The following is a 24,973-nucleotide window of genomic DNA, read 5'->3' as shown; positions in this document are numbered from 1 at the left end:
GAAAACGACGTCTACGGGTTGCCAGCCGAGCCACCCGCCTGATATCTCCTCGCTCACCAAAACACGCTGGTTCCCGAGGGTTTCTCGATATGCTGAACGTCGTATCCAGCAAGGCGCGAGGAGAAGCGTTGATGGCGGCCAAAAACGGCTCGATCAAGCTGGTCGCCGGCAATTCCAATCCTGCCCTGGCGCAGGAAATCGCCAATTGGCTTCGCCTACCGCTGACCAAGGCCGTGGTGCGGCGTTTCGCCGACATGGAAATCTTTGTCCAGATCCAGGAAAACGTCCGCGGCTCCGACGTTTTCATCATCCAGTCGACGTCGTTTCCCGCCAACGACCATCTGATGGAATTGCTGATCATCACCGATGCGCTGCGCCGGGCGTCGGCGCGCCGTATCACCGCGGTGGTCCCTTATTTCGGCTACGCCCGGCAGGACCGCAAAGTCGGTTCGCGCTCGCCGATCTCGGCGAAGCTGGTGGCCAATCTGATCAGCCGCGCCGGCGTCGACCGGGTGATGACGCTCGATCTGCACGCCGAACAGATCCAGGGTTTCTTCGATATTCCGACCGACAACCTCTATGCCTCGCCGGTGATGGTGCGGGATATCAAGGAACGCTCCGACCTCACCAGCCTCATGGTGGTGTCGCCCGATGTCGGCGGCGTGGCACGCGCCCGCGGCCTCGCCAAGCGCATCAACGCCCCGCTCGCGATCATCGACAAGCGCCGCGAACGCGCCGGCGAATCCGAAGTCATGAACGTGATCGGCGAGGTCGCCGGCTACACCTGCATCCTGGTCGACGACATCGTGGATTCCGGTGGCACGCTGGTGAATGCCGCCGACGCGCTGATCGCCAACGGCGCCAAGGAAGTCTACGCCTATATCTCCCATGGTGTGCTGTCCGGCGGCGCAGCGGCGCGCATCGCCGGCTCGCGGCTGAAGGAACTCGTCATCACCGACTCCATCCTGCCGACCGAGGCGGTCACCAATGCCGCCAACATCCGCACGCTGTCGATCGCGCCGCTGATCGCGGAAGCGATCAGCCGCACCGCGTCGGAAGAATCGGTGTCGAGCCTGTTCGATTAAGGCAGGCTTGTAGGGTGGGCAAAGCGCAGCGTGCCCACCATTCACGATGATGCTCCGGGATAGATGGTGGGCACGCTTCGCTTTGCCCACCCTACGGCACTACAGCACCTCACTCAAATCCCGGCCGCGGCACCAAATTCATCAGCATATTGGCGTAGCCGCCGTCGACGGTGATCTCGTCACCATTGACATAGGACGCGCGGTCGCTGGCGAGGAACAGGATCGCGTCAGCCATATCCTGCGGCATGCCGACCCGCCGCATCGGCACCACCGCGGCGCGCCGCTCGGTGACACCGGGCGTATCGTAAAATGACTGGCTCATCGGCGTGATCACCATGCCGGGGCTGACGACGTTGCTGCGGATGCCGTGCGGGCCCCACTCATTCGCAAGCTGGCGCGAAAGCATGATCACGCCTGCCTTACTGACGCTGTAGGCGCCGCTCTGCCCCTGCGCGTTGCTGCCCGCGATCGACGCCACGTGAACCAGGCTGCCGCGGCCCAGCGTACGCATCTGCCGGCCGAAGACCTGCGCGCAGACGAAGTAGCCGGTCAGGTTGACGGAGAGAACGGCGTTCCATTCGGCAAGCGACAGGGTGTCGAGCGCGCCGGGACGCAACACGGCGGCGGTGTTGACTAGCACCTGGCACGGCCCCAGCGATTTTTCGATCGTCGCGGACGCGGCGGTGACGCTCTCGACATCAGTCGTATCGCAGCGGGCTATGACATGGTCGGCGCCGAGTTCGGCGCGCGTCACCTCGAGACCGCGTTCATCGAGATCGATGGCGGCGACACGCGCGCCGGCCTTGGCGAAACTGAGAGCAGTGGCGCGACCGATCCCGCCACCGCCACCCGTCACCACGCAAACACGGCCGGATAGGCCGAGCCAATCGGAAGATTTCTGTTCGGCCATGACGTCCGCGCGCTCCCATCCAATGACACGACTGGCGCCAGCATAGCGAAAGCCGGTCCGAATCGGGAGATGATTCCCGGCGCTAGACGCCGGCTGCGACGGTCTTTCCAACCACCTCGCCGAACGACTTGAAGAATTCCCCCGCCAGTTTTCTGGCCGTGGAATCGATCAGCCGCGCGCCGAGCTGGGCGAGCTTGCCGCCGATCTGCACGTCGACGTCGTAGTGCAGCACCGTCACGTCGGGTCCTTCCGCTTCGAGGCGCACCGCGGCGCCGCCTTTTGCAAAGCCGGCGACGCCGCCGGAACCCTCGCCTGAAATCTGGTAGCTGTTGGGCGGATCGAGATCGGACAGCGTCACCTTGCCGCCGAACGTCGCCTTCACGGGTCCGACCTTGAACACGACGGTTGCGGTCATCTCGGTGGGTGAAGACATGTCGAGAGACTGACAGCCGGGGATGCATTGCTTCAAAATCTCGGGATCGTTGAGCGCCGCCCAGACCGCTTCCTTCGAAGCCGGGATGCGCTGGCTGTCGTTCATCTGCATGGTCAGTCCTTACTCGCTGCGGGATTGGTCGCGCGCTGGCCGCGCCGGCGCTCGATGGTGATTTCGGCGAGGATCGACATTGCGATCTCCTCCGGCGTGATCGCACCGAGATCGAGCCCGGCCGGCGCCTTGACGCGATCGATCGCGGCCGCCTCCGATCCGCCGGCCACGAGCTTTTCGCGCAGCGCCGCCATCTTGCGGCGGCTGCCGACGAAGGCGTGATATTCGGCCTTGATGGCGAGCGCCGCGCGCAAGGCGGCCTCATCGCCCTTGCCCTGGGTCGAGACCACGACGAAACGCCGGGCTTCGTTGAGGTAACGGGGCGCGAAGCCGTCGACGATGACATGGGCATCTGGCTCGGCGGCGATATCCGCAGCCGGCGCAGCCAGCGTGACGTGATAGCCGAGCTGGCGGGCCTGCGCGGCCAGCGACATCGCAACCGGGCTTGCGCCGAAGATCACCAGCGAGGGATGCGGCAGCACCGGCTCGACGAAGATATCCATGGTGCCCTTGCTCGGACACATGTTGCTGGCGAAGCGGATGCCCTCGCGATTATCGCCCGGCTTGACGCCGAGTTCGGCGAGGAGATTTTCGGGCTGCACCGACACCATGCGCGGCTCCCCGTCCAGCAGCGCTTCGCGCGCGGCTTTGAGCACCGCGCCCCGCGCGCAGCCGCCGCCGATCCAGCCTGCGACGATGGCGCCGTCCGGGCGAATGATCGCCTTCGCGCCGGGTTTCGCCGCCGTCACCGACACAGTGCGCACTACGGTCGCCAGCACGAACGGCTGCTCGGCGGATTTCATCTGCGCGACCAGATCCATCACTTCAACATGCGCCGTCATCGATCGCTCCATCAAAGCTTTGCCAGATAGGGTTCGAGCGCGGTCAAGCTTTTCAGCGTATTGGCCGGCGCATAGAGATCGACATGCGGAAGCGCCGCCTTGATGCCGGCGGCAACAGGCGCATAACCTTCCCACGCCATCATCGGGTTGAGCCAGACGATGCGACGGCAGCGGCGGCCGAGCGCCGCCATCTCGCGGCCTAATAGCGCGGCGTCGCCGGTCTCGTAGCCGTCGGACACGATCATCACGACGGTGCGCGAATGGATCACCCGCGCGGCGTGCCAGCGGTTGAATGTCTGCAGGCTCTCGCCTATCCTCGTGCCGCCGCCGGCGCCCTGCGCCATGATCGAGAGCCGATCGAGTGCGCGCGCAGCGTCCTTTTCCTTCATCGCATCTGACACGTGCGCCAGCCGCGTGTGGAACAGGAATGCCTCGGCCTCGCGAAACTCATCGAGGATGCCGCGGATGAAACGCAGGAACACGCCGGTGTACATGCTCATCGAGCCGGAGGCATCGAGCAGGATGACCAGCCGCAACGGCTTATCCCTGCGCTGCCTATTGACGAGGTCGATCGGGACGCCGCCATGGCTGATATTGCCGTGAATGGTCCGGCGCAGATCGAGTCGGTAGCCGCGGCGCCGCGCCAGGTCGCGCCGGGTCAGCCGGGTGCGCATCGCCCGCGCCAGCCGCGCGGCCGCTTCATGCGCCTGCTCGATTTGCGCGGGATCGGCCAGTTTACGGAAATCCACCTCGGCCAGATTGTCGGCACGTGAGGCCCCTTCCATGCGGCCTTCGCCGGCGCGATCGGCACCGGCATCGTCGGTGGATGGAGCCTGATCCATCGCCGTTTCGCCGCTGGAGCGCCGGCTGTCAGCCAGAGTCTTGAGCGACGGATTGTTCGCGGCCTTCGACGAGCCAGATGTGATCGACCGCGACCGCACGCGCTTGCCGAGCCAGAACGCGTCGAAGATGCCGTCGAATTTTTCCCAGTCGGATTTGCGCGCCGAGAACAGATGCTTGAACGCCGAACGCAACAGACCCGATTTGGCCGCGTAGCCGGCCGTCATCAGTTCCGCCGCGTCCTGGCCTTCGGCAAGGCCCACGGCGAATCCGCTGTCGCGCAGGGTCTTGAGAAACGCGGCGAGCCTTGACGAGACAAGGCGCGAGACCTCGTCAAGCTCTTCGTAACCGGGACTGGTGCCGCAACAGCTCATGCGACCCTCCCCAACAGGCGTTCGCTGACCTCGCGCGTGACCCGCGACTTGTCTTCATGGGTCTTGAGCAGGCACATCAGCGTCTCGTGCACCGTCTCGGGCGCGTCGTGCAAATCGCGGACGTCGAGGCCGACCAGGGCTGCCGCCCAGTCCAGCGTCTCCGCGACACCCGGCACCTTGCGCAGCTCCTCTTTCCGGATGCCTTCGACCATCCGCGCGATCTGCAGCGACAGCGATGCGCTGGCGCCATCGATCCGCGCCATGATGATGCGCGCCTCGCGGTCGACATCGGGATAGTCGACATAGTGATAGAGGCAGCGGCGGCGCAGCGCGTCGGAGAGTTCGCGCGTCCCGTTCGAGGTCAGCACCACATGCGGAATCGCGGTTGCCTTGATCGTACCGAGTTCGGGGATCGAGACCTGGAAGTCCGACAATAGTTCGAGCAGGAACGCCTCGAACTCGTCGTCGGCGCGATCGATTTCGTCGATCAGCAGCACCGGCGGCTTGTCGCGGCGGATCGCCGCGAGCAACGGCCGTTCCAGCAGGTACTTTTCCGAGAAGATCTGGTGCTCGACATCATCGGGGTTATCGCCGCGATGCGCCTGGATCGACAGCAATTGCCGCTGGTAGTTCCACTCGTACAGCGCAGCCGATTGATCGAGCCCCTCGTAGCATTGCAGGCGGATCAGCTCGGTCGCGTGCACGGAAGCCAGCGCTTTCGCCACTTCGGTCTTGCCGACGCCCGCCTCGCCTTCCAGCAGCAGCGGGCGTCGCAACAATTGCATCAGCGAGATCGCAGTCGCGAGTTCGCCGTCGGCGATATAGCCTGATATCGCCAGCGCTTGCGCGATCTCGTCACGATTCCTCATTGCTTAGGCAAACACTCCCAGATTCTTCGCCGCCTTCCAGTTGCGCCAGTAGTCATGCGGCATCTGGATGTGGGTGCTCCCCAGGAACGAGAAGGCATCATTGACGGCGTTGGAGAACGCCGGCACGCCGCCGACATTCGGGCTCTCGCCGACGCCCTTGGCGCCGATCGGATGATGCGGCGACGGCGTGACGGTGAAGTCGGTCTCCCAATGCGGCGTCTCGACGGCGGTCGGCATGAAGAAATCCATGAACGAGCCGGTGACCACATTGCCTTCGTCGTCGTAGCGGATCTCCTGGCCCATCGCGATCGCGAAGGCTTCGGTCAATCCGCCATGCACCTGCCCCTCGATGATCATCGGGTTGATGCGGGTGCCGCAATCGTCGAGCGCATAGAAGCGCCTGACCTTGTAGACCCCGGTATCGACGTCGATGTTCATCACGCAGATATAGGCGCCGAACGGATAGGTCATGTTGGGCGGATCGTAGTAGCTCACCGCCTCCAGCCCCGGCTCCATGCCCGGCGGCACCGAATTATAGGCCGCCCAGCAGATGTCCTTCATCGACATCGTCTTCTCCGGCAGACCCTTGACGCGGAAGCCGTCGATATCCCATTCGAGGTCGTCCTCATGCACCTCGAGCTTGTAGGCCGCGATCATCTGCGCCTTGGCCCGGATTTTTCGCGCGGCCATGGCGATCGCGGCGCCCGCCACCGGCGTCGAACGCGATCCGTAGGTGCCGAGCCCGTAAGGCGCGGTATCGGTATTGCCCTCCTCGACCATAATGTCGTCGGCGGGAATGCCGATTTCGGTCGCGATGATCTGGGCCCAGGTTGTCTCGTGACCCTGGCCCTGGCTCTTGGAGCCGACGCGGGCGATGCCCGCACCGGTGGGATGCATGCGGATTTCGCAGGAATCGAACATCGCAATCCCCAGGATGTCGCAATTCTTCGACGGGCCGGCGCCGACGATCTCGGTGAAGAACGACACGCCGAGGCCCATGATCTCGCGGGTCTCGCCGCGCTTGAACGCCGCGCGCTGCGCCGCCTGCTCCCTTCGCAGACCGGCGTAGTCGACCGATTCCATCATCTTGCGCATGGCGGTGTGGTAATCGCCGGAATCGTATTCCCAACCGAGTGCAGAGTGATACGGGAACTGCTCCGCCTTGATGAAATTCTTCAGACGCAACTCCGCCGGATCCATGCCGAGCTTCTGCGCCAGAATATCCATCGCGCGCTCGATACAGTACGCTGCTTCGGTGACGCGGAACGAACAGCGATAGGCGACGCCGCCCGGCGCCTTGTTGGTGTAGATGCCGTCGACCGAAAGATGCGCGGTCGGGAAATCATACGATCCCGTAACGATGTTGAAGAAACCGGCCGGCCATTTCGAGGGATCGGCGCAGGCGTCGAACGCACCGTGATCGGCCAGCACGTGAACGCGCAGGCCCGTCACCTTGCCCTCCTTCGTGGAGGCGATCTCGGTCGTCATGTGGTAGTCGCGCGCGAACGATGTCGCGGTCAGGTTCTCGATGCGATCCTCGACCCACTTGACGGGTTTGCCCGTCACAATCGAAGCGACCGCCGCGCAGATATAGCCGGGATAGGCGCCGACCTTGTTGCCGAAACCGCCGCCGATGTCGGGCGAGATCACATGGATCTTGTGTTCCGGAATTTTGGCGATCAGCGCTACGACCGTGCGGATCACATGCGGAGCCTGGAAGGTGCCCCAGATCGACAGCTCCCCCCTGATCTTGTCGAACGAGCAGACGCACTGGCAGGTCTCCAGCGGAGACGGATGGGTACGGTGATAGGAGATCATTTCCTTGATCGTCACCTCCGCCTTGCGGAAGGCGGCGTCCGTCAGGTCCTTGTCGCCGACGGTCCACTCGAAGACGTGGTTGTGGTGCTTGCGCGGGCCATGCGCGCCCGTGGTCTTGCCGGCGAGGTCTTCGCGCAGCACCGGGGCGTCGGCGTCCATGGCCTTGAACGGGTCGATCACGACCGGCAGCGGCTCGTATTCGACCACGACCTTATTGATGCCGTCATCGGCCGCGTAGCGATCGGTCGCGACCACGAAGGCGACCTCCTGGTTCTGGAACAGTACCTTGCCGTCGGCCAGCACCATCTGCACGTCGCCGGCAAGCGTCGGCATCCAGGCGAGGTTGACGGTTTTCAGCGTCTCGGCGGTGATGACCGCGAGCACGCCCGGCACTTTCAGCGCCTCGGTGTCGTCGATCTTCTTGACGCGGGCGTGGGCGTGCGGCGATCTGACAAAATCGCCGTGCAGCATGCCCGGCAGCTTCAGGTCGTCGACGTAACTGCCCTTGCCTTGCGTGAAGCGGATGTCCTCGACCCGCTTGCGCTTGCAGCCCATGCCTTCGAGTTTGGCTTCGCGTTGTTCCCGCGTGGGAGTCATGTCGTTCATTCCGCAGCCTCCCTGAATTCGACGCCGTTGATCTTGGCAGCGGCATATTGAATGGCCCTGACGATGTTCTGGTAGCCGGTGCAGCGGCAGATATTGCCTGAAATGCCCATCCGGATTTCTTCTTCGCTCGGAGACGGATTCTCCTGGAGCAGCCGGTGCGCGCGCAAAATCATGCCGGGCGTGCAGAAGCCGCATTGCAGGCCGTGCATCATCCGAAAACCTTCCTGCAGCGCCGACAGCGAACCGTCGGCACTGGCCATGCCTTCGATGGTGGTGATGTCGGAACCCTCTGCCTGCACCGCGAACATGGTGCAGGACTTCACCGACATACCGTCGATATCGATGGTGCAGGCGCCACAATGGGTGGTCTCGCAGCCGATATGGGTGCCGGTGAGCGAGAGATTTTCGCGGATGAAATGCACCAGCAGCGTGCGCGGTTCGGCGAGGCCTTCGACCTCGGCGCCGTTCACCTTCATGGTGATATGGGTTTTTGCCATTTTGTGATCCCCTCTCAGCTTGCGCGGCCGGCGGCGCGCTGCAGCGCGCGCATCACCATGATGCCGCCGACATGCTTGCGGTATTCGACGGGGCCGCGGGCGTCCGCGGCCGGCGACATGATCGCTTCCGCGGCGGCGGCAGCCTTCTTCAGCGTGGCCGGATCTAGGCTGGTGCCGATCACCGCTTTCGCAGCGTCTTCGGCGAGCAGCGGCGTTTCGGCAAGGTTGGTCAGGCCGATCTGGCAGGTGGCGACCTTGCCGCCTGCCATCGTCAGCACCACGGCGGCGGCGGCCGTGGCATAGTCGCCCACCTTGCGCTTGAGTTTTTCGTAAGCATAGCCGTGACCGACCGGCGGGACCGGGATGGAGATCGCGGTCAGGAGTTCGCCAGGCTCGAGCGCGGTGAAGTAGGCGCCCTGATAGAACTCCGATGCTGCGACGTCGCGGCCGCCGGCATTGCCTTCAAGCCGGTAGCTCCCCCCCAACGTCATCATCAGCGCCGGCATGTCGTTGCCGGGATCGCCATTGGCGACATTGCCGCCGATGGTGCCGCGGTAGCGAACCTGGGGATCGGCGATCAGAAGCGCGGTTTCGTCCAGAATGGGCAAGGACTTGCCGATCTCGTCGGACGCCAGCAATTCGTGCTGGGTGGTCATCGCGCCGATCACAATTGTGTTGCCGTCGCGGCGGATGCCCTTGAGCCCGGCGACGCCGTGCAGATCGACCAGGTGCTCAGGGCTCGCGAGCCTGAGCTTCATCATGGGAACCAGGCTGTGGCCGCCGGCCAGCGGACGGGCCTCATCACCCAGGGTCGAGAGCAGTTTCACCGCATCGGCCACGGTCGCCGGCCGGTGATAGCTGAATGGGCCAGGAATCATGTGTCTCCTCCACTCGCCCTTTTCGGACGTTGGAGGCGAAGCTGATTGGAGCCGTTCTAAAGCGCAATCGTGGGGGCACCAGGTCGGGAAAATCGCACGAAATGCGGGTAACCGCGCACGAAATGCGTCAGGCTCTACGACCTAACGGATCAATGAGGCGCTATGCGTGGCGTCGCGCGAGACCAAGGCGGGCCTTCACCTCGGCGATCTTGGCCCGGCTCACCGGCACCCGGTGCGGCGATGGGCCGTCGAGTTCGATGATCGCGCCATCGCCTTCCTTTCGGACGAAAGTGACGTGGGCCATCGCCACGATGTGGCTGCGGTGCACCCGGACGAACAGTCCAGGGTCGAGCTGGGCTTCGGCCTCCGAGATCGACCACGGACACATCCGCTCCCGGGTGCCGTCGTGGACCTTTGTATAGTGAGCGTCGGCCCGGACGCTCCTGACGTCGGCGGTATCGATGAAATGGGTGCCGTCGGCGCCCTCGACCGGCAACCGTGGCGCGGGTGCGGCGCGGGGCGGTTGGCCGATGCCACCGAGCGGCGTCGGCCGGAGCCGCGGGCTGGTCGAGGCGGCGCTGGAGTCCGCCGGCGGGATAGTTGCAACGAGGACGGCGGCCTCGGGGACGACTGCGCCGGGAATGGCGGCGACCACATCTATCGTCGCGGCGGCCTTCTTGCGTGGGTCCGGCACCAGCGACAACAGGAAGCCCGCCGCAATCACAAAGCACAGCAGCGCCACGACCAGCGACAGCATTTGCGACGACGCGGTCAACCCTTCGACGTGGTGATGCGATCCTTGCGGCGCCGGAACCAGATGCATGCCGGCCATCGCGGTGTAGTGCATGCCCGACACCGCGAAGCCGTAAGCGACCGCGCTCAGCGCGAGCTGCACGCCGCCCTGCCGCGCCAGGAATGCACGCAGGCCGCCATAAGCGGTGGCGATCGCAATCAGGACCGACAGCACGACCATGGCGGCGTCATGCGTCATGGTAAAATTGCCCGACAATCCATGCATGCCGACATAGTGCATACTGGCGATCCCCACTCCGAGCAGCGCCGCCGAGGAAACCACGCGCAGCATCGAAGGCTCGCCGACGCTGACGAAGAACAGGGAAATCCCCACGACCAGCGCGCAGATCAGGAACGACACGATGGTCGGCAACACCAGATAGACGGCACCCGCCGGCAGCGGCGCCGCCAGCATGCCGACGAAATGCATGGTCCAGATGCCGATGGCGAGAAAGAATGCGGCGCCTGCGAGCAACAGGCGATGACTGGCATCCGGCGTCCCGCGGATGCGCGCGGCGAGGCCGAAGCCGGTGTATCCTCCCAGAATCGCGATCACCACCGAGAGCGCGACGAGATAGGGATCGTGTCCTTCGAACATGATCGTCTCGGCCGCCCGTCTCCACGGGCGTGCCTCCTCCCGCCGCCGAGTTTATAGGTCCGGCGGCGGGAATGACAATTGGCTGATCGTGAGGGGCTTACGCCACGATCCCAGCCGCCACCTGGCCACGCAGCCGTTCCAGGCTGTGCAGCGTGTCAGCGCAGGCTTCCGCGACCTCGATGCCCTTGATGACGAAATGCTTGCGGAAGAAGTCGTGATGCACCGCGCTGTCGTGGAATTGCTGCGGCGTCAGCACCGCGGAGAATATCGGCACCTCGGTCTTGAGCTGCACGTCCATCAGCGCCTTGATCACGGTGTCGGCGACGAATTCGTGGCGATAGATGCCGCCGTCGACGACGAGGCCCGCGGCCACGATCGCGGTGTAGCGCCGCGTCTTGGCGAGCAGTTGTGCATGCAAGGGTATTTCGAACGAACCCGGCACCTCGAACAGATCGACCTGCGCGCGCGAGATATGGCGCGCCTCGATCTCTTCGAGGAACGCGATGCGGCATTCCTCGACCACGTCGCGGTGCCACGACGACTGCACGAAGGCGACGCGCTGCGGCTTGACGAAGCGCGGATGCACCGGCGCCGGCGGACGCTCGGGCACGTCAGGGACGTGGCTCGCTTCGATCGTTTGGGGTTGGGATTGGACTTCAGGCTCTTGCAACATCTGATTCATGGCTTTCCTCTTTCAGGACCAGAATCAGGGCATACGGAACGACGCCGGCCCACGCGAAAACGTGCGAAGGCCGCCGCAAACCGTTCTCTTTCATCCGGACTGTAACCGTCGGCTTCGGAATCGCACCGAATCTGCTGACCCTTCTTCCCGCAGGGAGAGGAAGGCGCTCGCGGGCTTGGGCTACGTCACCCTTACCGCCGGTGGGGATTTTCACCCCGCCCTGAGAACATCGGCCGCCCGGAATGGACGACCTGCCCCAAGGATATGACCAACGCCCGGGCGTCAGCAAGCACCTTTGGCATGGGGAATCGGCATGTCTGCATGCCGCCGGAACAGGGCGCACACGCGTGATCCGCTGATGGCCGTTACTCGGGCCGCGGCAATTGGGATAGGCTTGCTGCCAACAGGGGGCGCTCAGCATGAAATTTCTTCCTCGCCGGAATTTCCTCAAACTCGCCGGCGCGCTCATCGCTGCACCCGCCTTGCCGCGACTGGCATTCGCGCTCGATTATCCGACGCGGCCGACGAAAATCGTCGCCGGCTTCGCCGCCGGTGGCGGCGTTGACATCACCGCGCGCCTGATCGGTCAGTGGCTGGCCGACCATCTCGGGCAGCCCTTCGTGGTCGAGAACCGCACCGGCGCGGGCGGCAATATCGGCACCGAGGCGGTCGTGAACGCCGCACCCGACGGCTACACGCTGCTGCTGGCAACGGTCCCGAATGCGGTCAACGCCTCGCTCTACGAGAAACTGAACTTCAACTTTGTCCGCGATATCGCACCGGTCGCAGGCGTCATCCGCGTGCCGATGGTGGTGCTGGTCCACCCCTCGGTGCCCGCGCAGACGCTGGCCGAATTCATCGCTTACGCCAAAGCCAATCCGGGAAAGGTCAACATGGCATCGGCCGGCAGCGGCAGCGCGCCGCACATGGCGGGCGAGTTGTTCAAGATGATGACCGGCGTCGACATGGTCCACGTCCCCTATCGCGGCCAGGGCCCGGCGCTGACGGATCTGCTCGGCGGCCAGGTGCAGATCCTGTTTGCGGCTGCGCCCGGCACCGCCGATCATATCAAGACCGGCAAGCTGCGCGCGCTCGCGGTGACGACAGCTGCGCGCATGCGGGATCTGCCGGAGGTTCCGACCGTGGCGGATTCCGTGCCGGGCTATGAAGCGAGCCAGTGGTACGGCTTCGCCGCGCCGAAAAACACCCCGGCCCAAATTGTCGAAAAGCTCAACAAGGAAATCAATGCGGCCATCGCCGATGGCGGCATGAAGGCCCGGCTTGCCGCGATCGGCGGCGAGCCGATGCCGGGCTCACCGGCCGATTTCGGCAGGCTGATCGCAGACGAAACCGAGAAATGGGGCAAGGTGGTTCGCACCGGCAGCCTCAAGCCGGAGTAAGGCGGCCGCCGCTAGCGGACCGGTGTTAACGCACAATTTGCGAAGGGGTCTCTGCGAGATCAGAAGCAGGGCGATACATTCACGGTTGCGCGCGAGAAGTAGCCCGGGGCGTATCCGCCGGTACGTCAAGCCACCTGATCGATGAAGGGCGATCTTCAAAGCCGCGCGTTGCAGCATGCGTCTCGCGTGTCTCTTTCCGGCTTGGCGCGCACTACGGACGGGAACCGGCCTCTGCCCTCAGCATGAGCGTATCGGCGGCGGGAGGCGAAATAAGACCATTCAAAGGAAATTAGCGATCTATTAACCATTTAGCGATCTATTAACCATTGTGGCTGACCGGCCCGATTTCTCCGGCCGCCGGACTCCGCGACGCTCGAATCCGATTCCGGTTTGTTCTCAAATTAATAACTGTGGCCGCGATCTGCTGTGGACGACGCCGCTTTGGCCTGTGGACGGACTCAGGGGTCAGTTGCGCGGATTCCGCAAATCACATCACTTGAGCCTCGGCAGGCCCCGGGATGATCAGCGATCGGGGAATTGCAGTCGGCGCCGACGCATCAGTTCAACGCGCCGTGCTCCGCGTGCGTATCAGAAGAATTCAAAAATAAGGTCGAGACGGCATGTCCCTCCTCGAAGGCATTATCGATTCCCGGAACAACCCACTCGCGGCGGTCGAGGACATTGCCGCCGAGAACAATTGGGCGTTCGAACGCTCCGGCGAAGACGAAGTCACCATCGTCTCCAAGGGCAACTGGACCGACTATCAGCTCTCCTTCACCTGGATGGCCGAGATAGAGGCGCTGCACCTGGCCTCCGCCTTCGACATGAAGATTCCGCCGGCGCGCCGCGCCGAAGTGCAGCGGCTGATCGCGGCGATCAACGAGCAATTATGGGTCGGCCATTTCGACATCTGGACCCACACCGGCATGATCATGTACCGGCAGGCGCTGGTGCTGCCGGGCGGGCTGACCGCCTCGGCCGCACAGTGCGAGGTTATGCTGGCCGGCGCCATCCACGCCTGCGAGCGCTATTACCCCGCGTTCCAGTTCGTGATCTGGGCCGGGAAGACCGCCCCGGAGGCGATGAGCGCGGCGATGTTCGATACCGAGGGCGAGGCGTAGGGGTCGCTGCTTCCACACACGCGGGTTCGTCCCTGCGAAAGCAGGGACCCATACGCCGCGGCGCCAGTGTTCGGGTAAAATGCTTGTCGCTCGGTCTTCGCTTCACTAAAAACGCCTGTGGTTATGGGTCCCTGCGTTCGCAGGGACGACGGCAGCATTTGTGGTGACGCCTTGAACACCAACGCACTTCAAAACCTCCACGGCACCATCGCGCTCGCCGGCGCCGGCAAGATGGGCGGCGCGATGCTGACCGGATGGCTGGCCGGCGGCCTCGACGCCAAGCGCGTCGTGGTGATCGAGCCGTTCCCGTCCGACGACATCAAGGCGCTCGCCGCTAACGGCGTCCGTCTCAATCCGAAAGACGCCGGCACGGCCGATACGCTGGTGGTCGCCGTGAAGCCGCAGATGTTCCGCGAAGCGGGTCCGGCGCTAAAGCAGCTCGTCGGACCGAGCACGCTGGTCGTCTCGATCATGGCGGGCACGCCCATAGCTGTGCTGGAACAGGTCTGCGGCGGCATGGTGGTTCGCGCCATGCCGAACACGCCGGCCGCGATCGGCCGCGGCATCACGGTTGCGGTCGCGGCGAAGAATGTCAGTGCCGCGCAGCGCGCCACCGCCGATGCGCTGCTGCGCGCCACCGGCTCGGTCGAATGGGTCGACGATGAAAGCCTGATGGATGCGGTGACCGCCGTGTCCGGCTCCGGTCCGGCCTATGTGTTCCTGCTCGCCGAAGAACTGGCGCGCGCCGGTGTCGAGGCCGGCCTGCCGGCGGAACTCGCAACCAAGCTCGCGCGTGAAACCGTCGCCGGCTCCGGCGAACTGCTGCACCGCTCCGAACAGGATTCCGCGACGCTGCGCCAGAACGTCACCTCGCCCGGCGGCACCACGGCGGCCGCGCTGGAAGTGCTCATGGGCAAGAACGGAATGCAGCCGCTGATGATCCGCGCCATCGCCGCGGCGACGAAGCGGTCGAAGGAACTGGCGAAGTAGATGAAATCGTAGGGTGGGCAAAGGCGCACTTGCGCCGTGCCCACCACCCATCACCGAGCACCGATCTTGATGGTGGGCACGCTACGCTTTGCCCACCCTACGGCTCCGAGCAAGCGGCTATTTCCTCCCAAACCGCTTGGTAAACATCTCGACATTGACGAGGCCGCGGGCGTGGCGGCCGTCGCCGATCTTGCGCTCGCCCTCGAAGGCTTCGACCTCGAAGCGGATCACGCGGCGCTCCACTGCGACGACTTTAGCCGTGGCCCGCACCGTCGCGCCGACCAGCGACGCGCCGAGATGGCGGATATCGACCTCGGTTCCGACCGTGATCCAACCCGGCTGAAGATGATCCTTGATGGCGTCGCTGGAGGCGATCTCCATTTCCAGGATCATCATCGGCGTCGCATAGACCATCGGCATGCCGGGCACAAAATGCCCGACCGTGCGCTCGACCGGCACAACCAGCGTCCGCTCCGCACTCATGCCGATCTTGATGAAGTCGCGTGCGTCCATGGGTTGCTTCCCTTCCCCTCTCCCCTTGTGGGAGAGGGTGGATCAATCGCGCGAAACGCGCGATTGAGACGGGTGAGGGGTCTCTCTCCGCGAGCGAATCTCTCGCATTCGTATTCGCCGATAGAACCCCTCATCCGGCGGACTGCGTCCGCCACCTTCTCCCACAAGGGGAGAAGGAAAAGAGGCTGCACTACTTCTTCGCCGCCGCCGCGCGCTCCACAAATGTCTTGCCGCCCTTCATCTTGTGGGCCAGCGGCGCTTCGTTGATCTGGATCACCACCGCATCGGCATCGACGCCGAGGTTCTTCACCAGCGCCTGGGTAATGTCGCGCATCATGCCGGCCTTCTGTTCGTCGGTGCGGCCGGCGGCCATGCTCACGGTAATCTCAGGCATTCTCGTCTCCTCGTTGCTTTTCTTCTCGCGATAGCCGAGCCCTCCCCGACCGTCCGCGATCCTCCCCATCAAACAAGACGTGGATGCCCGGCACAAGGCCGGGCACGACGCCTGGAATGAATAGCTATCCCCACTTCACGTCATGGCGTGCCAGCACTTCGCGCACGGCATCGACGAGCTTGCCTTGGTCGACCTCGTATTGAGCCTCGGCCTGCTTCTTCAAATACTCTTCGCGGTCCTTGATCTCGGTAAGGCCCGCACCAAGGATTAGATCCTTGATCTGGATCTTGCCGTTCGCCCTTTCGTCCGACCCCTGGACGATCGCGCAGGGCGCGTTTCGTCTGTCGGCATATTTCATCTGCTGGCCAATGCCGTGTTTTGGATTTCCGAGATACAGCTCGGCGCGGATATTCGCGTTGCGTAGCGTCGCGACCATCTTTTGATAGTCAGCGATTTCTCCTCCGAACACCGTGACGACTACCGGACCAAATGCCGGCCTCGTGTCGACCTTTCCAAGCATCGTCAGCGCGGCCTGCAGGCGCGACACACCGATGGAAAAACCAGTTGCCGGCACCGGCTCGCCGCGGAACCGCGAGACGAGCCCGTCGTAGCGGCCACCGCCGCCGACCGAACCGAAGCGAACGGGGCGACCCTTTTCGTCCCTGGTTTCGAGCGTGAGTTCGACCTCGTAAACTGCACCGGTGTAATATTCGAGTCCGCGGACGACGGAGGAGTCGATGGAAATGCGATCAGCATCATATCCACCTGCCAGCACCAACCGCTCGATCATGGCTAGCTCGTCGATGCCCTCGCGAGCGGTTGCATTGCCTCCAAATCTCTCCAAGAGCAATTCGACCAACCCTCCTTGCGGAGCGGTAGAGTGCAAGAAGAGATAGTCAATTAGGGACTGCGCTTCCCCGTCTTCCAGGCCCGCGCCCTTGGTAAAATCTCCACTTTCGTCCTTGCGTCCTTCACCAAGTAGTTGCCGGACGCCATCAGAGCCTAGCCGATCGTACTTGTCGATTGCTCTTAGCACTGTCAGCCGGCGTCCCGCGTGTTCATCTCCGCCAAGATTGATAGTCTGCATGATGCCATCCAGCACCTTGCGATTATTCACCTTCACCACATAACTGCCGCGGGGAATACCCAGCGCTTCCATCGTATCCGCCGCCATCATGCACATCTCGGCGTCGGCTGCGGGCGAAGCGGAGCCCACGGTGTCGGCGTCGAACTGCATGAACTGGCGGAAGCGGCCGGGGCCAGGTTTTTCGTTGCGATAGACGTAGCCGGCGCGGTAGCTGCGATATGGCTTCGGCAGCGCGTCGAAATTTTCCGCCACATACCGCGCCAGCGGCGCAGTCAAATCGTAGCGCAGCGAGATCCACTGCTCGTCGTCGTCCTGGAACGAGAACACGCCCTCGTTCGGCCGGTCCTGGTCGGGCAGGAATTTGCCGAGCGCGTCGGTGAACTCCATCGCCGGGGTTTCGACCGGCTCGAAACCGTAGCGCTCGTAGACCTCGCGGATTTTCTCGACCATCTGGCGCGTGGCGGCAATCGCCGCCGGGCCACGATCTTCCAGCCCGCGCGGCAGGCGGGCGCGGAGTTTCTGGGGTTTTTTGGGTTTTTCAGCCATGGGCGGCGTTGGTACCAGCCAAGACGCGGTCGGGCAACCATGTCGCACGGCCAACACTAGACCTCGTCATGGCCGGGCATGACGGATTGCAATCTGGACCATAGCGTTCCTTACGCCGCCGCCTTGCCCTTGGGCCGGCCTTACGGGGATTCCATCCTCGCACGAAGCGCGTCGGCGTCGGCCTTCGGCATTGCTTTCAGCAGCGGTTTGATGGTTTCGCCACCGACGATCTTGCCGTTCCGCATGAACATCCAGTCCGAGATGTCCGCCTCCTTGAACTCGGTCACGTCGCCTGCCTTCTTGCCGGGCAGATCGCGCGGTGCGTTGGCGAACCTTCCCGAATAGCGGCCGTCCGCGATCTTCTTCACCTCGGCGATCCAGATGTGCTCGCCATTATTCCTCGGATTCGGAAAACGCACCTTGAGGGAGTGGCCGGTCTCCGACGGCTTTGGCGCGTCGTAGGAGGCCCAGAACGTCGGCAGGGTGGCACGCCCCTTTGCGATCGCAGCATTCATCTCCGCGTTGCCGGAGCTAAGGTCGATCACCGGGGAACGGTCCTGGGCCCTGAGGTCGGCCGTGGGAGAGTCGAGAACCGCGAGGGCCGCCCAGACGGCAGCCGCCATGACGCATTTGGAGCATATTGAGAGGGCTGAAGTCATTATTGCCATTTCACGCACCGAATTCTATCCGCAATTCGGGGAGTTGGTCGCACAAAGACGCTGAAGAGTTCACGACTCCCGCACGGGAAGAGGGCAAAGAGGAGTGCTACTCCGCGACTTTTTGATGTCTCACTGCTGCGTGTTGGCCTTTGAGGTGCAAAAGGGACGCGCCGCAGCCGCCAATTCAGGAACCACACTTTGCGCGCCGAATTATTTGTAGGTCTCCAAAGGAGAGATCTATGAAGAAGCTTATCACCGTCACCGCTCTTACGCTCCTGTGCGGCTCGGCCTTTGCCCAGAATACCGGCCCCGCTCCGCAGACCGGCATGGAGAAGCCCGGAACGACGAACGGCGCCAAGCCAGATGGTTCGATGGACACCACCGGCATGAGCGCAACCAAGGGCAATATCAAAAGGGACAAGGACGGTGCACCGGCCCCGAAGGACGAGAAGAAGTAAGCCGTTCAATAACGCGGCGAACGCATCAAGCTATATGTCGATGAGAAACTAGATGCATTAAGGCATCAAGTTTCACAGGTTCGCCGGTATCTTGCCAGAACAGTTTTTGACTGAGGCTGCCCGCCACTATGATGCGGTGGTGGCCGCCGACCAGTGTACCGTCTTTCGTTGCCTTGGCGATGATCTCGCCGTCTTCGTTCACGATGTTTCTCATGTGCCCTCCGTGTTGCTCTTGTCCGCCCCGTTTCCTGAGCGCTCCAAGATCGTGGCCATGATGGCTTCGCATTTCGCCTGAAAATCAGTTCGCTCCGATCAGGTTGCACAGCGCGGTGTCGCGGATGCTGCTGCCGGCTGAGAATGCTTCGTCAATCTTCGGCATCACCAACGCGGCTCCGATGAGCCGAGTTCCTCTATCCAGTTCAACAACCATGACAGACGACGAAGCCCTGACCCCGCACCTCACCGTGATCGGCGCAGTTGAACCGTGCGGCCGGAGCGGAACCCGGAGATCAAGAGATCCGCCGAGGGAAGAAGCCGGGGCCTCAAGCCGCCGCGGCCTTCTTGGGCTGCACTTCGGCGGTATAGTCCGCCATCAACTGCTCGGAGATCTTGCCCGGCGTGAACTTCCAATTCGCAATCTCGGACACCGGGGTTACTTCCGCGGCGGTGCCGGTAATGAAGCACTCGGAGAAGCCGTCGAGTTCCTCCGGCATGATGCGTCGTTCGATCACCTCGATGCCGCGGCGCCTGGCGAGGTCGATCGCGGTGGCGCGGGTGATGCCGGCGAGGAAGCAGTCGGCGATCGGGGTGTGGATGTTGCCGTCCTGGATGAAGAAGATGTTGGCGCCGGTGCATTCGGCGACGCGGCCCTGCCAGTCCAGCATCATGGCGTCGGCATAACCTTGGCGCTCCGCCTTGTGCTTACTGATGGTGCAGATCATGTAGAGACCGGACGCCTTCGCCATCGCCGGAATCGTTGCCGGATCGGGCCGGCGGTATTCGGCCATGCCGATCCGGATGCCCTTCAATTTCTCGGCCGGATCGAAATAGCTCGGCCAGTCCCAGGCAGCGATGGCGAGGTGGATGGTGTTGGTCTGCGCCGAGACGCCCATCATTTCCGAACCGCGCCAGGCGATCGGGCGGAGATAGGCATCCGGCAGATTGTTCTTGTCGATCACGAGCTGTTTTGCGGCGTCGATCTCGACCACCGAATACGGAATCTCGAAATCGAGAATGTTGGCGGAGTTCTTCAGCCGCTCGGAATGCGCGGTGCTCTTGAAGACCTTGCCGCCATAGGCGCGCTCGCCCTCGAACACGCAACTCGCATAATGCAGGCCATGGGTGAGAACGTGCACGTTGGCGTCGGCCCACGGCACCAGCTTTCCGTCGTACCAGATGACGCCATCGATCTTGTCGAACGAAACTCCCATGGTCTCTCTCCCGGATTGACACTGCTTCAATTGGCCACGCATCAGCCGTCGCGCGGCTCAACGAGACGCACGCACCCCAGCGCTCAAGTGATCTGTCTACGGAAGCGGCGGGATAATTCCGCCGCCGGTCACAGGACCTTTCTGATCCAGTCGTGCGGGTCTTCAGCGCGTCCGTACTGGATGTCGACCAGCTTCTTGCGCAGCCCCATGGCGACCGGGCCGGCCGCGCCGCCGCTGATCAGAAACTCGCCGCCCGCGGAACACACCTTGCCGATCGGCGAGATGACGGCCGCCGTGCCGCAGGCGAAGGCCTCCTTCAGCTTTCCGCTGGCGGCGTCAGCGCGCCACTGGTCAATGGTGTAGGCCTCCTCGCGCACGCGCGTGCCGGAATCCTTTGCCAGCGCAATGATCGAATCGCGGGTGATGCCCGGCAGGATCGTGCCGAGCGGCGGCGTCAGCAGCGAGCCGTCGTCGAACACGAAGAAGACGTTCATGCCGCCGAGTTCCTCGATGTAGCGGCGCTCGACCGCATCGAGGAAAACCACCTGGTCGCAGCCGTGCTCGATGGCCTCGGCTTGCGCGCGCAGGCTCGCGGCATAATTGCCGCCGCACTTGACGGCGCCGGTGCCGCCGATCGCGGCGCGCGTGTAGTTTTCCGACACCCAGATCGACACCGGCGCAGGTCCGCCCTTGAAATAGGAGCCGACCGGCGAGGCGATGACGGCGAAGATGTATTCCGCCGATGGCTTCACGCCGAGGAAGACCTCGTTCGCGATCATGAAGGGCCGCAAATAGAGACTGCCCTCGCCGCCCGGGATCCAGGCGCTGTCGATGCGCACGAGCTGCTCGACCGCTTCGATGAACAGAGACTCGGGCACCGGCGCCATGGCCATGCGCTCAGCCGAGTTCCGGAAGCGCCTTGCATTGGCTTCGGGGCGGAACAGGTTGACGCCGTTGTCGCGCTTGTAGGCCTTGAGGCCTTCGAAAATCTCCTGCGCGTAGTGCAGGATGGCTGTGGCCGGATCGAGCGAGAAATTCGCGCGGGCTTCGACGCGCGCGTCGTGCCAGCCCTTGGCCTGGTTGTAACGCACGATCGCCATGTGATCGGTGAAAATCCGGCCGAAGCCCGGGTCGGCGAGCTTTGCCGTGCGCTCGTTCTCGGGAGTCGGATTCGCCGCAGGCTGGATTTCGAATTTCAAACTCATCCCCTTGCTTCCCGCCCTTGCTGTCGGAATCGGCGCGATTTCTGGCGCCGGCCTGCCTCTACTGGCCTGCTTGCTTAATAGGTCTGGACTGACGACATGCTTTTGCGGAATGCCGAAGTCCAGTATGTTTGCCGATATGCCGCTCGACAATCGCACGGTAGTTCATTTGCGGCCGTTGCCGCCATTGCTGGCTTTTTCCGGCTGCCTGACACGTCACCAAGCTCGAAACGACTTAAAGTTTCGTCGTGGCTGGCAGTTTTGTAACATTGAACCCAAGATATGTCAACATGACTGACATAAATTTCTCACGGGGCCCGGCCGACCCCGATTCGCAAGCCGCCGCCGGCACGTCCCCCGGCCCGCGGGCCGGTGAAATGCGCTGGGACATCATCGAGCTTTTGTTCTTCGCCTATCGCGACTTCGTGGGCGACGCCGACCATGAGCTCGAGGCTTTCGGGTTCGGCCGCGCCCATCACCGGGTGATGCATTTCGTCTACCGCTACCCCGGCCTCAAGGTCGCCGACCTCCTGGACGTCCTGCGCATCACCAAGCAGTCGCTTGGCCGGGTGCTCAAGCAGTTGCTCGACGAGGGCTACATCATCCAGAAGACCGGCAATAACGACCGCCGACAGCGCCTTCTTTACGCCACCCCCAAGGGCGAAGCCTTGGTGGCAAAGCTCGCAGGGCTGCAGACCGATCGCATCACAAGCGCGCTCCGGGATATCAATCCCGAAGGCGTCGCTGTCATCAGCCAGTTCCTGCGCGCGATGATCGATCGCGACGACCCCGACAAGGTGTTAGAGGCGATCTTCGGGACCGGCAGCAAGAAGCCAAGGGAGTGACCGTGGCGCAAGGAGTAACCATCGCTGCAACCACCGCGCGCGCGCCGCGGCAAATGGCCGACGACGCCCCGCATCTCCTCCTGGTCGACGACGACCGCCGTATCCGCGATCTTTTGTCGCGGTTTCTGTCCGGCGAGGGTTATCGCGTCACCACCGCGTCGAGCGCGAACGACGCGCGCGCAAAGCTGCTCGGCCTGCATTTCGATCTCCTGATCCTCGACGTCATGATGCCCGGCGAAACCGGATTCGATCTGGCCCGCTTCATTCGCACCTCGTCCTCGGTGCCGATCATCATGCTGACGGCGCGCCACGAGGCGGAGGCGCGGATCGAGGGCCTGCAGATCGGCGCCGACGATTATGTCGCCAAGCCATTCGAGCCGCGCGAACTGATCTTGCGGATCGGCAATATCCTCAAGCGCTCCGCGCCGCCGCCGGTGGAGGCGCTGGAACAGATAGCGTTCGGACCTTACGTCTATCATCTCGACCGCGGCGAACTGCGCCAGGGCGAGGAGATCATCCATCTGACCGACCGCGAGCGCGAAATGCTGCGCATTCTGGCCGCCAGCCCCGGCGAAACCGTGCCGCGCGCGGCGCTGACCGGCGGCGGCACGGTGAACGAGCGCGCGGTCGACGTGCAGATCAACCGCCTGCGGCGCAAGATCGAGCGCGACCCCGCCAATCCGCTGTTCCTGCAGGCGGTGCGCGGCATCGGCTATCGCCTGGTCGCGTCGCCCTGAGCCAGCTCATGAGCACGCTCGACACCGGCCTGACGTTCATCCGCAATGCGTCGCAACGCGTCTCCAGGGCCAATGGCTGGATGGGCAACGCGTTCAAGAGCTGGATGCCGACCGGCCTCTACGCCCGGGCGCTCCTGATCATGATCGTGCCGATGGTGATCCTGCAAACGGTCGTGGCGTTCGTGTTCATGGAGCGGCACTGGAATACGGTGACGCGGCGCCTGTCGGCATCCGTGGTGCGGGACATTGCCAGCCTGATCGACGTCTACAAGTTCTATCCGCAGGACAAGGAGCGCGCGCAATTGCGCCTCGTCGGGCAGCGGCTGCAGCTCGTGGTCGATTTTCTCCCGGTCGGCGACATGCCGCAGCCGGGGCCGAAGCCGTTCTTCTCGCTGCTCGACCAGACCCTGTCGTCGCAGATCGGCCGCCAGATCCGCCGCCCGTTCTGGATCGATACCGTCGGCAGGTCCAATCTGGTTGAAATACGCATCCAGCTCGATGACGCCGTGATGCGCGTGTTCGCGGAGCGAAGCGCGGCCTACGCCTCCAATTCGGAAATTTTCATCTTCTGGATGCTCGGCACCTCCTCGATCCTCTTGATCGTCGCGGTGCTGTTCCTGCGCAACCAGATCAGGCCGATCCTGCGGCTGGCGGAAGCCGCCGAAAGCTTCGGCAAGGGCCGCGAGGCGCCGAACTTCCGTCCCCGCGGCGCACGGGAAGTGCGGCAGGCGGCGCAGGCGTTCCTGGAAATGAAGGCGCGCGTCGAGCGCTCGATCGAGCAGCGCACGGCGATGCTGGCCGGCGTCTCGCACGACCTGCGCACCATCCTGACCCGCTTCAAGCTCGAACTCGCTTTGATCGGCGACAGCCCTGAAGTCGACGGCATGCGCAAGGATGTCGACGAAATGGCCGGCATGCTGGAGGCCTATCTCTCGTTCGCGCGCGGCGACAGCGGCGAGGTTGCGCAACCGACCGACATGGCGATGGCGCTGGAAGAGTTGCGCAACGATGCAGAACGCCACGGCCATACCGCAACGGTGGTGTTCCGTGGCCTGCCCGTCGTGACGGTGAAACCGGCCTCGTTCAAGCGCTGCATCGCCAACCTCGTGTCTAACGCCGCGCGCCACGCCAATACGGTTTCGATCACCGGCCACCGCGATCACCGCTATCTGACGGTGACGATCGACGACGACGGGCCGGGCATTCCCGCCAATATGCGCGAGGAAGTGTTCAAGCCGTTCCTGCGGCTCGACGATGCCCGCAACCAGGACGAGGGCGGCACGGGCTTGGGCCTCGCCATCGCCCGCGACATCGCCCGCTCGCATGGCGGTGACATTACGCTCGGCGACAGCCCGATGGGCGGATTGAGGGCGACTGTAAGGGTGCCGGTGTAGGTAAAATGGATTGAACCAGTAGCCCGGATGGAGCGAAGCGCAATCCGGGGCCGCTCACTCCGATTAAACACGGCCCCGGATTTCGCTGCGCTCCATCCGGCCTACGAACTGTCGTCCTGCGAACGCAGGGACCCATAACCACAGGGCTTGGTTGTTAAACAAAAGCCATCGAACAGCGGCTCTCAAAATTTACGGCACGGCGTATGGGTCCCTGCGTTCGCAGGGACGACAATACACCGCGACAGATTCTGCGGCCTCGCTACTTCCCCGGCTGCTTCGGGATCAGCGCCTTCAGCTTTTGCATGTCCTTGACGTTCATCTTCATGCCGCCGGGCATCATGATGTCGCCGGGCTTCTGGTCGGCCTTGCAGGCGCCGAGCCACTTCGCCTCGATCGTCGAGGTGCTGTCGCGCGGGCCGCCGGCCATCCCACCCTCGGTGTGCGAAGTCGATTTCACGGTGTAGGCGGAATTGAAATCACCGGTGATCTCGGCCTTTGATTTGATCGTCATGCCGGCGACGCCGCAGACGGAATCGGTAGCATAGCCAGTCGCGGTTTTCTGGATGTCCTGCTTGGAGCAGATATCCTTGGCCACCGGCGACATGGCGGTGGCCATGTCCTTGTCCGTGGTCGCGTCGGTGCATTGCTGCATGGTCATCTCGGGCACGGACCCGCCGCTCAGTACCTTCATCTCCCATAGTCCGGCCTTGCGCACCGGCAACTCCACGGCAACGGCGCCGCTCACCGGCAACAGCGCAAGCAGACCAACGGCCGAACAAGACACAAGAAGCAGTCGTCTCATGCGCGCACTCCCCTGAATTCTTCCACGACATCGTGCGCGCGCGAAGTGAACGCCTCGCAT

At 63.6% G+C, this 24,973-nt stretch carries 26 protein-coding genes and 1 riboswitch; of the genes, 8 read left to right on the top strand and 18 right to left on the bottom strand.

Annotated elements, in window-relative coordinates:
• Positions 1-131 precede the first annotated feature (131 nt).
• Entirely contained in the window at positions 132-1,085 is a 954-nt protein-coding gene (locus IVB22_RS13375) for a ribose-phosphate pyrophosphokinase (protein ID WP_247517764.1), read from the top strand.
• 109 nt (positions 1,086-1,194) lie between these two features.
• On the opposite strand, the gene IVB22_RS13370 is transcribed toward IVB22_RS13375, so the two are convergent.
• The 10 genes from IVB22_RS13370 to IVB22_RS13325 all read right to left on the bottom strand — a co-directional run bounded on the left by IVB22_RS13370 (position 1,195) and on the right by IVB22_RS13325 (position 11,335).
• Positions 1,195-1,995, bottom strand: a complete 801-nt coding sequence (locus IVB22_RS13370; protein ID WP_247517763.1) for an SDR family NAD(P)-dependent oxidoreductase — start codon at positions 1,993-1,995, stop codon at positions 1,195-1,197.
• Positions 1,996-2,077: 82 nt separating this feature from the next.
• Entirely contained in the window at positions 2,078-2,539 is a 462-nt protein-coding gene (locus tag IVB22_RS13365) for a carbon monoxide dehydrogenase subunit G (protein WP_247517762.1), read from the bottom strand.
• A gap of 2 nt (positions 2,540-2,541) precedes the next feature.
• The gene (locus tag IVB22_RS13360) at positions 2,542-3,381 is read right to left on the bottom strand and encodes an XdhC family protein (RefSeq protein ID WP_247517761.1); all 840 of its coding nucleotides are present in this window, start codon (positions 3,379-3,381) and stop codon (positions 2,542-2,544) included.
• Between the two features lie 11 nt (positions 3,382-3,392).
• A complete protein-coding gene (locus IVB22_RS13355; RefSeq protein WP_247517760.1) occupies positions 3,393-4,595 on the bottom strand; it encodes a VWA domain-containing protein in 1,203 nt (400 codons plus the stop codon).
• Positions 4,592-5,464, bottom strand: coding sequence for a MoxR family ATPase (locus tag IVB22_RS13350; RefSeq protein ID WP_247517759.1), 873 nt, complete (start codon positions 5,462-5,464; stop codon positions 4,592-4,594). Before IVB22_RS13350 ends, IVB22_RS13355 begins: the two co-directional genes overlap by 4 nt.
• Positions 5,465-5,467: 3 nt before the next feature.
• Positions 5,468-7,888, bottom strand: a complete 2,421-nt coding sequence (locus IVB22_RS13345; protein WP_247517758.1) for an aerobic carbon-monoxide dehydrogenase large subunit — start codon at positions 7,886-7,888, stop codon at positions 5,468-5,470.
• On the bottom strand, positions 7,885-8,385 hold the full coding sequence (locus IVB22_RS13340; protein WP_247517757.1) for a (2Fe-2S)-binding protein: 501 nt from the start codon (positions 8,383-8,385) through the stop codon (positions 7,885-7,887). Before IVB22_RS13340 ends, IVB22_RS13345 begins: the two co-directional genes overlap by 4 nt.
• A 14-nt stretch (positions 8,386-8,399) precedes the next feature.
• Entirely contained in the window at positions 8,400-9,263 is an 864-nt protein-coding gene (locus IVB22_RS13335; protein ID WP_247517756.1) for a xanthine dehydrogenase family protein subunit M, read from the bottom strand.
• Between the two features lie 160 nt (positions 9,264-9,423).
• Entirely contained in the window at positions 9,424-10,653 is a 1,230-nt protein-coding gene (locus tag IVB22_RS13330) for an MHYT domain-containing protein (RefSeq protein WP_247517755.1), read from the bottom strand.
• A 97-nt stretch (positions 10,654-10,750) separates the two neighbouring features.
• Entirely contained in the window at positions 10,751-11,335 is a 585-nt protein-coding gene (locus IVB22_RS13325; protein WP_247517754.1) for a 6,7-dimethyl-8-ribityllumazine synthase, read from the bottom strand.
• A gap of 78 nt (positions 11,336-11,413) precedes the next feature.
• Positions 11,414-11,567, bottom strand: a riboswitch (FMN riboswitch).
• A gap of 187 nt (positions 11,568-11,754) precedes the next feature.
• Between IVB22_RS13325 and IVB22_RS13320 the strand changes: the two genes are divergently transcribed.
• The 3 genes from IVB22_RS13320 (at position 11,755) to proC (ending at position 14,846) form a co-directional block, all read left to right on the top strand.
• Positions 11,755-12,735, top strand: coding sequence for a tripartite tricarboxylate transporter substrate binding protein (locus tag IVB22_RS13320; RefSeq protein ID WP_247517753.1), 981 nt, complete (start codon positions 11,755-11,757; stop codon positions 12,733-12,735).
• Between the two features lie 620 nt (positions 12,736-13,355).
• Positions 13,356-13,856 carry a YbjN domain-containing protein gene (locus IVB22_RS13315; RefSeq protein ID WP_247517752.1) on the top strand — a complete coding sequence of 167 codons (501 nt, stop codon included), beginning with the start codon at positions 13,356-13,358 and terminating at the stop codon, positions 13,854-13,856.
• Between the two features lie 123 nt (positions 13,857-13,979).
• Positions 13,980-14,846: a pyrroline-5-carboxylate reductase gene (gene proC, locus IVB22_RS13310; RefSeq protein WP_247517883.1), complete on the top strand. Its 867-nt coding sequence runs from the start codon at positions 13,980-13,982 to the stop codon at positions 14,844-14,846.
• Between the two features lie 117 nt (positions 14,847-14,963).
• Here proC and IVB22_RS13305 read toward each other — a convergent pair whose 3' ends face one another.
• The 4 genes from IVB22_RS13305 to IVB22_RS13290 all read right to left on the bottom strand — a co-directional run bounded on the left by IVB22_RS13305 (position 14,964) and on the right by IVB22_RS13290 (position 18,045).
• Positions 14,964-15,359 carry a thioesterase family protein gene (locus tag IVB22_RS13305; RefSeq protein WP_247517751.1) on the bottom strand — a complete coding sequence of 132 codons (396 nt, stop codon included), beginning with the start codon at positions 15,357-15,359 and terminating at the stop codon, positions 14,964-14,966.
• Positions 15,360-15,549: 190 nt separating this feature from the next.
• On the bottom strand, positions 15,550-15,753 hold the full coding sequence (locus IVB22_RS13300; RefSeq protein ID WP_025590867.1) for a tautomerase family protein: 204 nt from the start codon (positions 15,751-15,753) through the stop codon (positions 15,550-15,552).
• Between the two features lie 124 nt (positions 15,754-15,877).
• A complete protein-coding gene (hisS, locus tag IVB22_RS13295; protein ID WP_247517750.1) occupies positions 15,878-17,386 on the bottom strand; it encodes a histidine--tRNA ligase in 1,509 nt (502 codons plus the stop codon).
• Positions 17,387-17,526: 140 nt separating this feature from the next.
• Positions 17,527-18,045, bottom strand: coding sequence for a YegJ family protein (locus tag IVB22_RS13290; RefSeq protein WP_374207510.1), 519 nt, complete (start codon positions 18,043-18,045; stop codon positions 17,527-17,529).
• A 239-nt stretch (positions 18,046-18,284) separates the two neighbouring features.
• On the opposite strand from IVB22_RS13290, the gene IVB22_RS13285 reads away from it, so the two are divergent.
• Positions 18,285-18,503: a hypothetical protein gene (locus IVB22_RS13285; protein WP_247517748.1), complete on the top strand. Its 219-nt coding sequence runs from the start codon at positions 18,285-18,287 to the stop codon at positions 18,501-18,503.
• Positions 18,504-18,528: 25 nt separating this feature from the next.
• On the opposite strand, the gene IVB22_RS13280 is transcribed toward IVB22_RS13285, so the two are convergent.
• The 3 genes from IVB22_RS13280 to IVB22_RS13270 form a co-directional block, all read right to left on the bottom strand.
• Complete coding sequence (locus tag IVB22_RS13280) at positions 18,529-18,717, bottom strand: hypothetical protein (RefSeq protein WP_247517747.1); 189 nt, start codon at positions 18,715-18,717, stop codon at positions 18,529-18,531.
• Positions 18,718-19,045: 328 nt separating this feature from the next.
• On the bottom strand, positions 19,046-19,933 hold the full coding sequence (locus IVB22_RS13275) for a branched-chain amino acid aminotransferase (RefSeq protein WP_247517746.1): 888 nt from the start codon (positions 19,931-19,933) through the stop codon (positions 19,046-19,048).
• 128 nt (positions 19,934-20,061) lie between these two features.
• Positions 20,062-21,138 carry a branched-chain amino acid aminotransferase gene (locus tag IVB22_RS13270; RefSeq protein WP_247517745.1) on the bottom strand — a complete coding sequence of 359 codons (1,077 nt, stop codon included), beginning with the start codon at positions 21,136-21,138 and terminating at the stop codon, positions 20,062-20,064.
• A gap of 287 nt (positions 21,139-21,425) precedes the next feature.
• On the opposite strand from IVB22_RS13270, the gene IVB22_RS13265 reads away from it, so the two are divergent.
• The 3 genes from IVB22_RS13265 to IVB22_RS13255 are packed head-to-tail and all read left to right on the top strand — an operon-like array spanning position 21,426 to position 24,111.
• Complete coding sequence (locus IVB22_RS13265; protein WP_247517744.1) at positions 21,426-21,980, top strand: MarR family winged helix-turn-helix transcriptional regulator; 555 nt, start codon at positions 21,426-21,428, stop codon at positions 21,978-21,980.
• A 53-nt stretch (positions 21,981-22,033) separates the two neighbouring features.
• The gene (locus tag IVB22_RS13260; RefSeq protein WP_247517882.1) at positions 22,034-22,717 is read left to right on the top strand and encodes a response regulator; all 684 of its coding nucleotides are present in this window, start codon (positions 22,034-22,036) and stop codon (positions 22,715-22,717) included.
• 8 nt (positions 22,718-22,725) lie between these two features.
• Positions 22,726-24,111: an ATP-binding protein gene (locus IVB22_RS13255; RefSeq protein ID WP_247517743.1), complete on the top strand. Its 1,386-nt coding sequence runs from the start codon at positions 22,726-22,728 to the stop codon at positions 24,109-24,111.
• A gap of 259 nt (positions 24,112-24,370) precedes the next feature.
• On the opposite strand, the gene IVB22_RS13250 is transcribed toward IVB22_RS13255, so the two are convergent.
• Positions 24,371-24,913 (bottom strand): DUF3617 family protein, encoded by a 543-nt coding sequence (locus IVB22_RS13250; RefSeq protein WP_247517742.1) that lies wholly within the window; start codon positions 24,911-24,913, stop codon positions 24,371-24,373.
• Positions 24,914-24,973 lie beyond the last annotated feature (60 nt).

This window comes from Bradyrhizobium sp. 190 (genome assembly GCF_023073415.1).
Classification (GTDB): Bacteria; Pseudomonadota; Alphaproteobacteria; order Rhizobiales; family Xanthobacteraceae; genus Bradyrhizobium.
This window is presented reverse-complemented; position numbering and strand designations above follow the sequence as displayed.

Coding starts and splice junctions, on each gene's coding strand:
- IVB22_RS13375 (WP_247517764.1), top strand. CDS start 132: ATGGCGGCCAAAAACGGCTCGATCAAGCTGGTCGCCGGCAATTCCAAT.
- IVB22_RS13370 (WP_247517763.1), bottom strand. CDS start 1,995: ATGGCCGAACAGAAATCTTCCGATTGGCTCGGCCTATCCGGCCGTGTT.
- IVB22_RS13365 (WP_247517762.1), bottom strand. CDS start 2,539: ATGCAGATGAACGACAGCCAGCGCATCCCGGCTTCGAAGGAAGCGGTC.
- IVB22_RS13360 (WP_247517761.1), bottom strand. CDS start 3,381: ATGACGGCGCATGTTGAAGTGATGGATCTGGTCGCGCAGATGAAATCC.
- IVB22_RS13355 (WP_247517760.1), bottom strand. CDS start 4,595: ATGAGCTGTTGCGGCACCAGTCCCGGTTACGAAGAGCTTGACGAGGTC.
- IVB22_RS13350 (WP_247517759.1), bottom strand. CDS start 5,464: ATGAGGAATCGTGACGAGATCGCGCAAGCGCTGGCGATATCAGGCTAT.
- IVB22_RS13345 (WP_247517758.1), bottom strand. CDS start 7,888: ATGAACGACATGACTCCCACGCGGGAACAACGCGAAGCCAAACTCGAA.
- IVB22_RS13340 (WP_247517757.1), bottom strand. CDS start 8,385: ATGGCAAAAACCCATATCACCATGAAGGTGAACGGCGCCGAGGTCGAA.
- IVB22_RS13335 (WP_247517756.1), bottom strand. CDS start 9,263: ATGATTCCTGGCCCATTCAGCTATCACCGGCCGGCGACCGTGGCCGAT.
- IVB22_RS13330 (WP_247517755.1), bottom strand. CDS start 10,653: ATGTTCGAAGGACACGATCCCTATCTCGTCGCGCTCTCGGTGGTGATC.
- IVB22_RS13325 (WP_247517754.1), bottom strand. CDS start 11,335: ATGAATCAGATGTTGCAAGAGCCTGAAGTCCAATCCCAACCCCAAACG.
- IVB22_RS13320 (WP_247517753.1), top strand. CDS start 11,755: ATGAAATTTCTTCCTCGCCGGAATTTCCTCAAACTCGCCGGCGCGCTC.
- IVB22_RS13315 (WP_247517752.1), top strand. CDS start 13,356: ATGTCCCTCCTCGAAGGCATTATCGATTCCCGGAACAACCCACTCGCG.
- proC (WP_247517883.1), top strand. CDS start 13,980: ATGGGTCCCTGCGTTCGCAGGGACGACGGCAGCATTTGTGGTGACGCC.
- IVB22_RS13305 (WP_247517751.1), bottom strand. CDS start 15,359: ATGGACGCACGCGACTTCATCAAGATCGGCATGAGTGCGGAGCGGACG.
- IVB22_RS13300 (WP_025590867.1), bottom strand. CDS start 15,753: ATGCCTGAGATTACCGTGAGCATGGCCGCCGGCCGCACCGACGAACAG.
- hisS (WP_247517750.1), bottom strand. CDS start 17,386: ATGGCTGAAAAACCCAAAAAACCCCAGAAACTCCGCGCCCGCCTGCCG.
- IVB22_RS13290 (WP_374207510.1), bottom strand. CDS start 18,045: ATGACTTCAGCCCTCTCAATATGCTCCAAATGCGTCATGGCGGCTGCC.
- IVB22_RS13285 (WP_247517748.1), top strand. CDS start 18,285: ATGAAGAAGCTTATCACCGTCACCGCTCTTACGCTCCTGTGCGGCTCG.
- IVB22_RS13280 (WP_247517747.1), bottom strand. CDS start 18,717: ATGAGAAACATCGTGAACGAAGACGGCGAGATCATCGCCAAGGCAACG.
- IVB22_RS13275 (WP_247517746.1), bottom strand. CDS start 19,933: ATGGGAGTTTCGTTCGACAAGATCGATGGCGTCATCTGGTACGACGGA.
- IVB22_RS13270 (WP_247517745.1), bottom strand. CDS start 21,138: ATGAGTTTGAAATTCGAAATCCAGCCTGCGGCGAATCCGACTCCCGAG.
- IVB22_RS13265 (WP_247517744.1), top strand. CDS start 21,426: ATGACTGACATAAATTTCTCACGGGGCCCGGCCGACCCCGATTCGCAA.
- IVB22_RS13260 (WP_247517882.1), top strand. CDS start 22,034: ATGGCCGACGACGCCCCGCATCTCCTCCTGGTCGACGACGACCGCCGT.
- IVB22_RS13255 (WP_247517743.1), top strand. CDS start 22,726: ATGAGCACGCTCGACACCGGCCTGACGTTCATCCGCAATGCGTCGCAA.
- IVB22_RS13250 (WP_247517742.1), bottom strand. CDS start 24,913: ATGAGACGACTGCTTCTTGTGTCTTGTTCGGCCGTTGGTCTGCTTGCG.